The sequence below is a fragment of the Yeosuana sp. genome (assembly GCF_057126245.1).
Genome location: NZ_DBNGMQ010000004.1, coordinates 1 through 15,171, shown reverse-complemented (window position 1 = coordinate 15,171; position 15,171 = coordinate 1). Strand labels below are relative to the sequence as shown.

7 protein-coding genes are annotated in these 15,171 nt (G+C 34.4%); 2 read left to right on the top strand and 5 right to left on the bottom strand.

The window, feature by feature from the left end:
* The 4 genes from AC15TD_RS00170 to AC15TD_RS00155 all read right to left on the bottom strand — a co-directional run.
* The coding region (locus tag AC15TD_RS00170; RefSeq protein ID WP_484450124.1) for a hypothetical protein at positions 1–690 on the bottom strand (690 nt) is incomplete at its 3' end.
* Between the two features lie 218 nt (positions 691–908).
* A complete protein-coding gene (locus AC15TD_RS00165) occupies positions 909–2,531 on the bottom strand; it encodes a RagB/SusD family nutrient uptake outer membrane protein (protein WP_484450123.1) in 1,623 nt (540 codons plus the stop codon).
* A gap of 11 nt (positions 2,532–2,542) precedes the next feature.
* Complete coding sequence (locus AC15TD_RS00160; RefSeq protein WP_484450122.1) at positions 2,543–5,680, bottom strand: SusC/RagA family TonB-linked outer membrane protein; 3,138 nt, start codon at positions 5,678–5,680, stop codon at positions 2,543–2,545.
* A gap of 16 nt (positions 5,681–5,696) precedes the next feature.
* Entirely contained in the window at positions 5,697–7,592 is a 1,896-nt protein-coding gene (locus AC15TD_RS00155; RefSeq protein ID WP_484450121.1) for a hypothetical protein, read from the bottom strand.
* A 363-nt stretch (positions 7,593–7,955) separates the two neighbouring features.
* On the opposite strand from AC15TD_RS00155, the gene AC15TD_RS00150 reads away from it, so the two are divergent.
* A complete protein-coding gene (locus tag AC15TD_RS00150) occupies positions 7,956–11,924 on the top strand; it encodes a hybrid sensor histidine kinase/response regulator transcription factor (RefSeq protein ID WP_484450120.1) in 3,969 nt (1,322 codons plus the stop codon).
* 91 nt (positions 11,925–12,015) lie between these two features.
* A complete protein-coding gene (locus AC15TD_RS00145; RefSeq protein ID WP_484450119.1) occupies positions 12,016–13,554 on the top strand; it encodes a sulfatase-like hydrolase/transferase in 1,539 nt (512 codons plus the stop codon).
* A gap of 399 nt (positions 13,555–13,953) precedes the next feature.
* Here AC15TD_RS00145 and AC15TD_RS00140 read toward each other — a convergent pair whose 3' ends face one another.
* Complete coding sequence (locus AC15TD_RS00140; protein ID WP_484450118.1) at positions 13,954–15,099, bottom strand: glucuronyl esterase domain-containing protein; 1,146 nt, start codon at positions 15,097–15,099, stop codon at positions 13,954–13,956.
* Between the last annotated feature and the right edge of the window lie 72 nt (positions 15,100–15,171).

Genomic DNA, 15,171 nt, shown 5'->3' with positions numbered 1-15,171 from the left:
ATAACTTGCATTGGGTTGATTTACCCGAAAAGTATTCCCTGAGATTTGAGTCCAACCCTTGTATGGAAACAAATTGGTTACCCCTGCCTTAAGTTGTCCCGAGGTTTCCTTTAACATTCCCCACTTTTGAGGAGCATCAGTAAAATAAGCCTCACTTAGTAAAGGAAATCCAGGATCTATTTCTAGATCGAAGGTAGCGTTTACTGGATTTACAGCAATAACCTTACCTTGGGTAAATGGTAATTTTGCATAGTCTATAAAAAGATTTTGAACGATAACATTTTTACATCGGTTTAAAGATAAAAAGCCTACTTCTGGATTGTGCAGCATCATTTCGGCATTATTGCCTTCTATAACCACATACTTGGCATCACTTATGGATATAGTGTGGCTTGCACCAGTTTTTGGAAATAAATCGTATACACCATCCTCAAACACCAGTTTAACGGGATTCCTCCTACTAGATAGCGATTTGGCAGCATTAATGGCTTTTGTAATACCAGAAATATCATCTATGCCATCATTAATTTTAGCACCATATGAAGACACATTAATGGTTTGCGTGGTGTTCAGTTGCATTAACGGTAATTCTCGCGTTTTACGAAAAAAATCAGGTAATGTAAAGGTCTCTTGAGCCTTTGATGTGTTTGATAAACAAACAAACACAATTAAAATAATTATATATTTCATTTTTTTAAAATGAAGTTCTTTTAAACATTAAGAAAAATAATTCAGACTTTTTTAAAAAAATACAAATTCAGAAAATCATATAAAAAAACACATCATTTGTTTTGTAAACTACAATGATACTTACTTCATACTTTTTTATATCAAATAAATATGAGGAGCTAAATCACATATGATACTGCAAATTAACTCCTCATTTACTAAAACTAACTACTAAAAATTTAATACCCTTTATTCGGAACCAAGTTTGGATTTAGATCAATTTGCTGCAGCGGAATAGGAAACCACACTCTTTCTGGTTTCCAGTTTTGCTGTATAGTAGGCACCGTGTTATTGTAAAAACCAAAATCAGGTGACAATGATGCGATTGCTTCATCAAACTTATTAAATCGTGCTAAATCGAACCTTCTAATTGATTCGAAACATAATTCTCGTGATCTTTCATCAAGAAGTTCATCAACAAAATCAGCCTTGTAATAAGCTGTATTCATGTCATCAACAGTATAACCATCTGCAACAGCTCTACTCCTAACTATGGTAAATGTATTTCTTGCCCCGGTCTCATCTCCAGTAAAATACTGTGCTTCTGCATGCAACAATAAAATATCAGCAAACCTTAGCAAAGAGAAATTAATACTGCTTGCCCAACTCGCTAATGTTTTTTGTGCTGGATCCATGGCTCTAAATTTCCCACAACTATACGTCCAATTGCTAGGGTTTAATGGAAACGGAACGTAATACCTAACACCATCAATTTCCTCAATAGAACTGGCATTACGGTAGTTTCCTGTTAAATTATGGGTAAATCGTTTATCAGCATCTACATACTTATTGTAAAGTTCTCCAGAGGGTCTGAAAAAACCATAACCTCCACCATTTTTACCAACATTCCCTTGAGCAGCGAAACCATTTACAAGCATATTTATTACCTGCATACCTGATGACGTGGAAGCTTCGGCATTCAATAAGGATTCCTGGTATTGATAACTTTTAGTTCCTTCTCTAAATAAATAGTCATATTGTGGAATCAATTCATACATTTTAGAATCTACAACAGCGGTTGTATAGGTCAGTGCTTTTTGATAATGATCATCTGCAATTACCCAATCAAAGCTATTAATAGCTAAACCAAAATCTGGTAATCTTGAAGTTCTGGCACTTGCTAAATACGTATGAGCCCTGGCCAATAAACCTGCGGCCGTCCATTTATTAACATGGCTTAACACAAGAGCTTTGTCAGGAAGGTTTTTATAAGCAAAATCATAATCGGCTATGATTTGTGCATACACCTCTTCGATAGATTGACGCGCTTTAAGTGGGTCTTGTTCTGAAGTGGTGTAAGTTGGAACTCCACCCCACATCATAGATAAGTTCATGTGATAAAAACCTCTTAATAATCTAGCTTCACCTTCTATCTCCATCTTTCTATTGTCAGAAAGATCGGTAATTCCGTCTAATTTTTCAATTAAATAATTAGCCCTGTTAATTCCAGCATAGAATGCACCCCAAGTAGGACCAAGTAAGCCATTATCAGGTGTAACTCCAGCCACGCCAAAAGGAGCAAAATCTCCATTATTATAGGTGGTTCTTGTCCACATCTCATCTGTACCGCCTTGAAGCATACAGGCTAAATTACGACTAAAAGTGGGTTGATTCCCAATACCTTGAACATTTGCCGCACTAAGTACATGGTACACCCCATTTAATGCTATCTCAGCATCTTTAGCCGATTTATAAAAATTATCTGGAGACGTAAACGAGTAGGGATCATTCTCTAAAACATCAGAGCAAGAGGTCATTAATAACAGACCTAAAACAACAATTAAATATTTTATTTTTTTCATTTTCTTTTTTTTTAAAAATTAATAATAGCACCCAAAGATACTGTTCTTGAACGCGGGTATGCAAACCTCTCAAAACCTGGTAATAGGGGATTATTGGAATTAACTTCTGGATCAAGTCCAGAATAATTGGTCCAAGTGATTAGATTTGTAGCTACAAGCGTAAATCTTACATCTGAAATTCCCGTGCCCTCTAAGGCTGTTTTAGGTAACCTGTAACCTAAATTAATATTCTTTAACCTAAGATATGAGCCATCCTCTACAAAATAAGACGAAGTTGTCCAACTTACTTGACCAATACCAGGGTATGTATTTGATGGATTAGTCGGTGACCAATAATCATTAAAGAAACCATAAGTAACGTTCATAGATGGTTGTAATCCATTTTCTCTTAATTTAGATGCATTCATAATATCATTCCCATAACTCCACTCTAGAAAGAAAGATAAGTCCCAATTCTTATACTTAAAATTATTATTAAATCCGCCTATATGTTCTGGCGTACTGTTACCTATAATTCCTCTATCATAAGTATCATCAATTTGACCATCCGGAACACCGTCTGGACCACTAATATCTGCGTATTTTACTGTACCGGGAACAGCAGTACCACTAGTATATAATGGACGATCGTCTTTTAGTGTATAATCTCTATCACCATGCTCAATAGCTGGGTCACTATCATTTTGCCAATTAAAATCGGCTATTTGATAAATGCCATCAGCTGTATAACCATACATAGCACCAAGAGATTCCCCAACAATTACCCTACCTGGGTTTTGAATCCAACCGCCACCAAGGGTAATGGGTATAAATTCGGCACCACCAATATTGGTCACTTTATTTTTATTGAAACTTATATTGAAAGTTGATTCCCATGTAAAATTCTTTGTAGCAATGTTAACCGTATTTAATAAAAATTCAAACCCTTCATTTTCAATACCTCCAAAATTAAGCCACTGTCTACCATAGCCACTTTGTGATGATACAGGAGCGTTTAACAACATATCATTTGTATCTTTTTTATAGTAATCAGCAGTTATATTCACGCGGTTTTTGAACAAGCCTAAATCAATACCTGCATTATATTGATCAGTCGTTTCCCACTGTAAATCGGGGTTTGCTCTTGATGCAGGCGATAAGCCAAACAAAATAGCATCGTTACTTGTATAATAAGAGTTCTCCATGCGCGCCATATATCTATATGCAGGAATACTTTCATTACCTGTCTTACCATAACTTAAACGAAATTTCAAATTATTAATAATTGAACTATCTTTCAAAAAATTCTCTTTAGAAGCTGTCCAAGCAAAAGCTCCAGACGGAAAATAACCCCATCTATTCCCTGCTCCAAATTTATCAGAGCCATCTGCTCTAAAACTTCCTGTTAAAAAGTATTTGCCTTTATAATTATAATTAATACGTCCTAAATATGATAATCTGTTCGTGCTAAATCTCTCTGTGCTATTCTCAAGTACGTTTTCTCCTTTACTTAAGTCCCAAATACCTGTTGACTGATCTTCAAAGGTTGAAACCCTATCTCTAAATCTTTCTTGGTTATAATGGTTTATTTCAAATGCAGCCAATGCACTAATATTATGCCCATTAAATTTCTTATTAAAATTTAATTGAGAAGAATGGTTATAAGAAAAAGTCTCAACTGCTGCAAGTATTCCCAAACCATCATAGAATCTTCCCCAACTCGTATTAGAATTATAGAATTCTGATGTTTTAGACTGAGAATAATTACCAGCCAAAATAGCATTATAACTGAAATTTTTAGTGAAATTATATTTCATGTTCATACTACCAAGGAGTCTCATCGATCTGGTATTTTTATAAGCCTCTTCTATCATTCTAAGAGGTGATACAAAATTATCATCTAAAGGATCAATATTAGGGTCAATTTCTCCAATTCTCCAAGGATTTGACATAATGATCTGCTGTGTAATTCCACTATAACTGTTGGGGCCCCCATTATTGGCCACACCTTTACTATTGACCACAGAGGCATTTAAATTGTAACCAATACTGAATTTATCGGAATGGATTTGATTCGCTTTGACTCGTAAATTATAACGATCAAAATCGTTATTCTTAACCAAACCTTCTTGAGAAAGGTAGCCTAAAGACGCTGAGTAATTTGACTTCTCGCTTCCTCCACTAGCAGACAAAACGTGTTCAGTTGATACTGCCGTACGCAAAGCTTCATCTTGCCAGACAACACCTTCAATTTGAGAAAAATCACGTGGTGTATCAAATGTACCGTCGCCGTCGGAATCATAATTTAAAAAACTCTCACGCCCATTTTGAACTCGAGCATAATTCAAATAATCTTCAGGAGATAGTACATCGATTTTATTAGCTATCGTAGAAAAGCCAGTATTAACTTGGTAAGTTAAGGTTGATCTTCCAGATTTCCCAGACTTTGTGGTAATTAACACAACGCCGTTTGCCCCACGTGACCCAAATATAGCAGTGGCTGAAGCATCTTTTAACACTTCTATAGATTCTATATCTGATGGATTAATCATTGAAAGCGGATTACTTGTGCTGTTAGATGAATTACCAGACGCAATTTCATCTCCATTAACTTCAATCTGCACACCATCAATCACAAATAACGGAGAAGAACCCCCAACAATGGAATTCTGCCCACGTATTTTAATATTCATACCACTACCTGGTTCTCCAGATTCAGAGGAAATTTGCACACCAGCAATACGACCTTGCATGGCAGTCAAAAAATCTCTTGGTTGTGATTCACTAATTTCCTGAGCCTTAATACCAGCCACAGAACCTGTTAAATCACTTTTCTTTACCGTACCATAACCAATTACCACAACTTCATCTAAAGCTGATAGCTCTTCCTCCAGTTTAACATTGATTTCTGATTTTTGGTTAATTTTAATTTCTTGAGGCTTCATGCCAACATAAGAAAACACAATAACATTAGAGCCAGATGGCACTGATACGCTATAAGCGCCATTATAATCTGTTACTGAACCAGTACTAGTGTTTTTAACTAACACGGTTACACCGGGTATTGGCATACCCTGTTCATCGGTAACCAGTCCTGAAACTTGCTTTTGCGCAAACCCTAAAAAGGAAAGGCATAAACACATTAATAATAATAATACATTTTTTTTCATAATTTGTTTAGTTAATTTAGTTTAGTGAAATAATTTCATTGTTATTAAAAATATTAATTTGGGTAGAACGTTTATCGATACTCAAAGTACCCTTCTTCCCTGAAATCGATTTATAGGTATTGTTTTCGATTTTTACTTGGCTACAATTGATGATTTTTAAATTTGGTATTTCTGGAAAAATTGGGGCATAGGTGTTGGTTTGTTCTATAGTATTGCCTTCAAACACCAAACCTTCAACAGAAATAGCCTTAAGTATAGAAGCATCAAAAGTTTTAAATTGATTATCCTTTATGATAATATCTTTACCATACTTACCGCGTAAATTATTCATATCTTCATACTGGGGATCAATCATAATAACCGACTGTGGGCTTCCCGAATACAAACAATTTTCGAAAATGTTTTTTTCTATGATAAGGCTATCAACTGGTCCAGACTCATTCCACAATCCTAAATCACCAGTTATACGCAATGCAGCCATTTGTGATGAAAAATAGTTGTTGCGAACCACAACTTTTCGTGGTACCGAAATAAGAAAACTTCTTGCTCTGTTGTTTCTAACAATATTGTTCTCCAGCAAAGCCGTTGGATACCATGAAACATTTTCAATGCCGAAATATTTTTCAACTTTACCCTTAACGGATTCATTGAATGTTAAAATGGATATTTTTTCGTTAATACGTTCCACATTTTTAAGCACAAGATTACCCGTTGTAGGATTCAAATAATTATTGATGATTCTAATACTATCACCCACTTCTCCAAAAAGATAATCGTTTTGATGTGGATGGTATGTTTCTACCGCTACACTATAATCATCAATAATTTTATTTACCCTAACGTAAGTACCATGAATATTGGTAGCATCATCCAGCATGTTTTCAAAAGTACTATTGCGAATGATAATCTCTCCTTTCACATTACAAAAATGTGTGGCATCTGCGGTGGTAGTAACCATTCTACCTTCGCCTTCTTTTAATACGACGTTAAAACTATCTAAAGTAATATTCTCACAACGTTCTGCAATAAGCCCCATCGCTCCCGCATGGTGCACATTAATATTGTTAAAGACTAAGTCATTACTCTTGAATAAGCGAAATGCTGGACACATTCTATTAGATAAATATTCACCCTTTGAACAAAATACAGATCCAACGGGAGGCACTTCTTTAGAGTGACCTTTCAAACGAATTAACCCTTTAGTAATTTCTTCGGCTGTTATGGAGTACTGCTCTAATCCGTATTTTGAGGTATTATACAAAGGAGCCATTGTATTTGGGTCCCATAAAATATTTTGACCTATCTGTAAATCATAACCTTCTGCCATAGCAAATCGAAATCCATATTTTTCCTCATAAGGTGAAATTTCGCGCTCCAAACTCATATATAAATGTCCATATTGAACCTTATAAGGTGTTGAAACTTCTATATCAAATGATTTTTCAGCTATATTATTTGCCACCACCTTTCCTTGAAGATAAAATGGTACTTCCCAATTAATACTCAGGTTTTTTACCGTAATGTTTTTACTACCTTCAATAATAAACGGAATCATCTTTCCATGAAAAATAAATTCAGAACCATTACCGTCAATTTCCAATTTATCAAAATCAATAATAGGGAAAGCTGTTCGTTTAAGCCCATTATCATTATTTGTTATAGCACAATACATGTCTGGTGCAAACGTTGGATAGAAATGATAAATACCTTTAGGGAATTCTAATTTGCTGATGCCATCTTTTTTGCATTTTTTAAGGGCTTCAACAACGACGGGAGTCGCATCATTGGTGTTTTCAATTCCGAAATCTTTTAAATTCAATGTAGCTACCACTGATGAATCAGCTTTATCTTCATTACAACTCGTAATAAGTAAAACTGAAAGCGCTAGCGCAATAGCGATGGTCTTTATCATTAGTTTAGTTTAATTTAGTTTAGCTGTTTTTTCTTGAAGATGTTCACAACACCTAAAAATGTCCACAACATGTTAGAAACAAAATTAACAGACTCTTAACAAATAGGGCTAACCATATGTAACATTAAAAGATGTACATGTAACATCATAGATAAAATGAATTTAAAATACGGTTTAAATCGCTGTTTTACAGCAACATAAGTATAAGTATACCAATTTTATCATTTTCGTATCTCAATTGTAACATTTTTATATCTCATTGTAACATTCTGAAATCCATAAAGTTCTTACAATACAATTTTACACTATATTAGCTCTGTAATGATTCTTATATATATGCCAAAAAAATATTTTCTCTTTTTATTGATTTTACATATTAGCACATGCCTCTATGCCCAAGACCTGTTATTTAAATCTTTAACAGTAGATGATGGTTTATCCCAACATGACGTTAGTTGCATTTTACAGGATAGTTATGGCTTTATATGGATTGGAACTTACGATGGATTAAACAGATACGACGGTTTTAATATCCTAAATTTTTATCACGAAACAGATAACGACAAAAGTATTTCAAGTAACCGCATATTGTCCCTTTTTGAAGATTCAAAAAAAAGAATATGGATAGGTACAGATGGCAATGGACTCAATTACTATTCGCTTATTACCGAAAAATTTGTTAGAGTAGAAACTCCCGTAGGTTATGATCAAATAAAACATATTTCTGAAAGTAAAACTGGTGACATATTGGTCGCAACCTCTATGGGTGTTCTTAAAATTATTGAAGACGACACCATACATACAGAGATACTACAACTACCACTTACTGGTTTAAATGTAAACGAAATAGTCTTTACAGAAGACAACACCGTGTTCTTTGCTACTAGTAAGGGTGTTTGGACTTTAAAAGATAATGTGTGCAAACAGATTCCAGAAACCGAAACCTATTATTGCTCTCAATTGATTCGTGATAAAAACGGAACCATTTGGGCTGCTTTAAACAGAAAATTAAACTTGATTAAAAAAACCGACAACTCTTTTGAAGTAAATCAGCTTGAATCATTTCCCATAAATAACGTTCAAGAATTTTTTGAATCAAAAGATGGCGCTATTTGGGTTAGCACCAATAACAATGGTTTGTATAGCATCAACCCAGAAGACTATTCTATAATCAAGCACATAAAACATAATGTAAATAAAGATAAAGGATTATTAAGCAACGCTATTTTGAGTATTTACTGCGATAGTTCAAATACGTTATGGATTGGAACGCGTCGAGGACTGAATTACACCTGTCTTTCACAAAAAAAATTCAAACATATATCTTTTAGCGAATTGGATAATGTGAATAAAAAACCGCATATTAGAACGCTATATGCTGATCGGGACTATCTTTATTACGGTATTTTAAACAGGGGATGTTTTCAATATTCATTTAAAACTAAAAAATCTTCAGAATTAAAAACAGACCACCAATACAGTCCGCTTAGTATAAAAAAAATTAAAGATAACATCTACATAGGGACAGACAATGGCATCCTTATTAAACATGAAAATGATTCCCATTTGACACCTGACAACGTAAAGACATTAACCGCCTCTATGTCGCAAAATGCTATAACTTCTTTATGCGAAGATAGTGCTGGGAATTTATATTTTGGCACATTTACGGGGCTAATTATAAGAAACAAAGAAACTACTGATTGGATTCATTTTTTACATCCACAAACTCAGATTTTAAGAGGGAAAAGAATTTTTAGTTTATTCTACGATAAAGATTCACGTTGTATATGGGTTGGAACCTTCTCAGATGGATTGTACAAAATAAACATTACAAGAGATGGAAGTTTTATTTCTCTTGAAGTTTATAGCCAATCCATGCAGAATAATTATCATATAACCAATAACACTATTTGGTCCTTTTTTAAAGGAAGTGATGGAACGCTTTGGGTTGGAACCGATGCGGGATTATTGCGTAAACCTAAAAACTTAAATAAGTTTAGCCTAATTAAAGTTCAAGGCATCTTAGATAAAAAAATAATGGGAATTATTGAAGATGATAAAGGCATCCTTTGGCTAACAAATTCAAGAGGACTCATAAAATTTGACCCAGACAGGAATAATGTAGGCAAATACAGTTATATAGATGGATTGGAATCAAGCACATTCACAGAAGCAGTAGGAAAGGATAATAAAGGCTCGCTTTATTTTGGAAGCATTAATGGCATCAACTATTTTAATCCAACTGAAATATCAAATAATGCATACAAATCAGCGGTTGCTATTTCTGATTTTAAAATACATAATATTAGTATTTCTCCCAAAGAAAATTACTTTGGGAAAGAAGTACTGGAGAAATCAATTAATTTAACCGAACAACTTAAACTTAATCATAAACAGAATAATTTTCTCTTTGAATTTACAGGAACCAATTACACCAATAGTACGGAAAATTATTTTCGTTATAAATTAATTGGTTATGATAACGATTGGATTTATGTAACTGGAAAACGCCGATTTGCTTCTTATTCCAACCTTGAACCGGGAAATTACACGCTTTATATAGATGCCGCCAATAATGATGGGATATGGAGCGACTCGCCAAAACAAATTGATATAACCATACTACCCGCGCCTTGGCTTTCCATTTGGGCCTACTTAGCCTACCTTATTATAGCTTCTGGTATTATTTTAGGGTTTATATTTTTCTTGAACAACCGTCAAAAATTACAGCATCAAATAGAACTAAAAAACATTGAGTATAATAAACACGAAGAAATTAATGAATTAAAATTGATGTTCTTTACTGATGTCGCCCATGAGTTCAAAACGCCATTATCGCTAATAATAGGTCCTTTTAATGATTTAATAGGAAATAAAATAACGGACAAGCATCGTGATTTTTGCTACAAAATTATTTCTCGGAACACCAAACGAATGATGTTTCTTGTCCATCAATTATTGGATTTTAGAAAATTAAACGCAAACAAGAACATTCTTAAAGTCATGAAAAGTGACTTAACTGAATTTATCAATGATACTGCTAGTGCTTTTCTCTGGCAGGCAGAGGATGAAGGAATAAATTTCAATATCATTGCACCAGAAAAATTGATATGTTATTTTGATAAAGATTTGGTTGAAAAAGTAATCTACAATCTTCTATCTAATGCTTTCAAATACACACCCGTAAATGGAGTTATAGAAATTGAAGTGAAACCTTTTTGGAAAAAAAACAAACAAATCGTAAGCATCATTATTCGCGATAGCGGCAAAGGCATCCCTAATAACGAGAAAATAAAAATATTTGAACGGTATTTCCATGATAACGAAAGGGCTTCTTCTGGTATTGGCCTGCACTTGAGCAATAGTTTGATAAAAGCACATAAAGGCGAACTCATTGTTTCAGATAGCTCATATGGCGGCTCAGAATTTATCATTTCAATTCCTGTTTCCAAGCATGTCTATAGCGATTTTGAGTTTTATCAAGAAACCGAAGAAAAAGTGCACATCAGTGATCTTATTTTGGATGTGATTGAATCCAAAAAAGAGATTGTCAAAGAGCGAGAAAGTATACTGATTGTTGAAGATGACCATGACTTGAGGTCTTATCTAAAAAATTGCCTTCAAAATAAATATAACGTTATTGAAGCTCATAATGGCGCTGAAGGGGTGGAATTTGCAACCAAAAATTTGCCTGAAATCATAATTTCTGATGTGATGATGCCAGAAATGGATGGTATTGAAATGTGTAAAAAACTCAAATCGAATACGGAAACATCGCACATACCTGTTTTAATGTTAACAGCCAAAAATATACAAGAACACCAAAACGAAGGATTGGAGGCAGGTGCTTGGGATTATATTACAAAACCATTTAATACACGCTCACTTCTCAAGAAAATAGACAACATTATTTTGTCTCGAAAACAATTTAGAGAAACGATTTTTAATCAAAATATGGGTGTTAAGATTAAAAAACATTACACGCCATTTGATAAAAAATTTGTAGCAAAGGCCATAAAAATAGTTGAAGACAATATGCAGAACGAAAAATTTTCTATTGAAGATTTTACTACTGAAATGGGGTTTAGCCGCATGCAATTACATCGTAAATTAAAATCGTTGGTAGGCCAATCTGCCACTGAATTCATAAATACCATAAAAATTAACTATGCAACAAAACTTTTCGATAATGGTTGTGATCGCATAAGCGAAGCAATGGAGGCTATTGGAATGAGCAGTTACGCACATTTCAATAAACTATTTAAAAAAAGAAACGAAAAAACGGCTTCAAATTATATTTCAGAAATAGATAAAACCACAATAATTTAGTTAAATTCTTATGGTGAATTGAGGCTGTCTGAAAAAAAGCAACGTTTGTTGCGTTAGAACCTTGAATGCAGCGAATTAATATCCTAAAGTAATGAAATTCAAGATTAGATTAAAAATAGAATTTTCAGTCGTTGTACTGCTATCATTGCTTTATACAACTTCTTCTCATTCCCAAGCAAAAGAAGATACCCCTCCAAATATTATTATTTTCCTGGTGGATGATATGGGACTAATGGATACTTCAGTTCCATTTTTGACAGATGCCAATGACAAATTGGTAAAATACCCGTTGAATGACTATTATATAACACCAAATATGGAAAAGCTTGCAGGGCAAGGCATTCGCTTTACGAATTTTTATGCACATTCGGTTTGTTCACCATCGCGAACATCAATTTTAACGGGGCAGAACTCTGCCCGCCACGGGGTGACCAATTGGATTAAATCTGAGGAGAATAATCGGACTGAGTTTGGACCAGCAATGTGGAACTGGAAAGGACTTACTAAAGAATCGGTAACCCTTCCGCGAATCTTGCAACAAGCAGGCTATAAAACAATTCATGTTGGCAAGGCTCATTTTGGACCATTTAACAGTGAAGGAGAAGATCCGCTTAATTTGGGTTTTGATGTTAACATTGCTGGCAGCTCAATCGGGCATCCAGGGAGTTACCTTGGTACGGACGATTTTGGACATACAGGTGGTAATAAAAGAAGAGCTGTACCAGATTTAGAGAAATACCATGGCCAAGATATATTTTTGACAGAGGCTTTAACCTTAGAAGCAAATTTGGCAATCTCTGAAGCCAAAAAAGAAGGCAAGCCTTTCTTCCTTAACATGGCGCATTATGCTGTGCATGCACCTTTTTATTCGGACCCCCGTTTTGCCGAAAACTATAAAAACTCAGATATGCCTGAGAAGGCAAAAGCTTATGCTACACTAATAGAAGGTGTTGATAAATCACTAGGAGATATAGTGCAACACGTAAAAGATCTGGGATTAGGGGAGAATACCCTTATCCTTTTCTTGGGGGATAATGGTTCGGATGCACCTCTGCCGATTGAAAACGACTATAGTAGTTCTTCGCCACTCAAAGGAAAAAAAGCAAATCATTGGGAAGGTGGTATGCGCGTGCCATTTATTGCATCGTGGGTTTCCCCAAATAAAAAAATATCCTGTCAAGAAAAAACACCCATTGCAGGTAATGCCATTCAACAGCAAATCGGAACCATCATGGATATTTTTCCCGCTTTGTGTAAAGTAGCAAATGTGAATTACCCTGAAGGTTATATTTTGGATGGATTTGAACTTCAGGATCAGCTTGATGGGCGACAAAACGTTAAACGTGATGAGCTATTTCTTAATCATTTTCCCCATGGTCATCGCTCCAGCTATTTTACAAGTCTGGTTAAATCAGACTGGAAAATTATTTACCATTATCAAGTAAAAGATCAGCCTCATTATGAACTGTTCAACTTAAAATTAGATCCGTTTGAAAACAATAATGTAGCGGATAAAAATACAGAACAGCTCAATATTATGATGAAGGCATTATCCGATGAAATGAAAAGTAAAAAGGCTCTTTATCCTGAAAATGGTAAACAGCCACTGGAACTAATTATGCCTAGATAAGCAATTAATCACTTCTATTGCAAAGAATTTGGAATCTGAATAAAGCACAAAAGCACAACATTAAATATAGGTGATTGGGCAAATAGTGCTAAGTCTGAAAATGAGTATATTCAATAAAACAAATAGCGACTTGATCGGCATATGTTTCAAAATGCCCAACGCCCATATTCGAGGCGTTAGCTATTATTAAGAAAAATGAATCCTGTACTCAATAACTTAATATATCAACTCTCGTTAATTACATTCAATCTATCTTATAATCTATTTAAAGTATTTAAGTATTGTGAATCAACAAATAACTGATTTTATTTGTCAATATGAATAACCTTAATAGAATAAACATCATTACCATAACATAATTATTGAAATTGTTATTTATTCAAAAAGCCTTTTTCTAAATTACTTTTGGGCATAATAATCATTGGCAAATTTGATGAATTGTTGCCAATCATATAAAGTCATGTTATGCTTTCCTTCCCGGTTGTGAAATCCTGAATGAGATTGTATAATTTGCTTGTTTGCTTCCGGCATTTCCGTAGGAAAATTGTCTTTAATGTCATATAGATTATAGGCTACCTGTGCTTCCAGCAGCGATACATATTGTCCTTTTGGGTCGGCCCAAAAATCTTCAGCGGCGGAGGCAATATAAACGCCCCTTGGAGCCATCAATGCTAAAAGCATATGTTGGTCTACTGGGAGCTTATCTTCATTGTCTGCATATTGTTTATAATTTGGGCAAAACCAATGTGTAAACCGGAGGACGTTTTTTACAGATTCTCCAAAATTTCTTCTGGACAGAGCAGCTCCAGAATTTCCTGAATCATTTGATATTGCGATAGACACTCTTTTATCCTGTGCTCCGCACCACAAAGAGGCCTTACCTCCTCGTGAATGGCCCACAGTTATAATTTTTTTTGCATCAACAGAGTTGTCTTTTTCAAAATAATCGATTACTCGGCTTGCTCCCCAGCTCCATGCAGACAGAGCTCTCATTCCATTATTCATTTCAAGCTGTTTTGGATAAAGTTCCAATACGCCTTTTTGAAAATTCGTTTTATCATCAGGAGCTACATCTTTCACATCAAATCCTGCAATTCCATAACCAGCTTCAATAACTTCTTCTGCAGGCCAAAAATCATTTTTGCTAACTTGTGTTACATCCATTGTACGAATTCCCCTGTGATTAATTACCAGAAAAACAGGGACTTCTTTTTTAATTCGGTTAGGTGTAAATAATAATAGATTAATTGTAACCTTTTTTTGTTTTCTAAGAACCGTAATAGTAATCTCTTTCAGCGTTGCAGCTCCATTCATTGCATTTTTATCTTCATTCTTTATTTCAAACGAAATTTTCTCATAATCCTTTGGGACCTGGCCATAAACATTATTTTCAAAAAGTTTGAGAATTTCTGGACGACGAATGTTTTCCCAATCTTTAACTGATGAAATTTTCTTACCCTGCATTGTTTTTAATACTTCAGGCAGTTTGTAAAGTTTAACTTTGGATTCATCTGTATTTTGAGCTACCAAAGTTTGAAAAAACATTGTAAATACAAGTGTATAGACAGCAAGAATTTTTGAGTTCATTTTATTATTATTTTCTGTTTTAACTTAAAT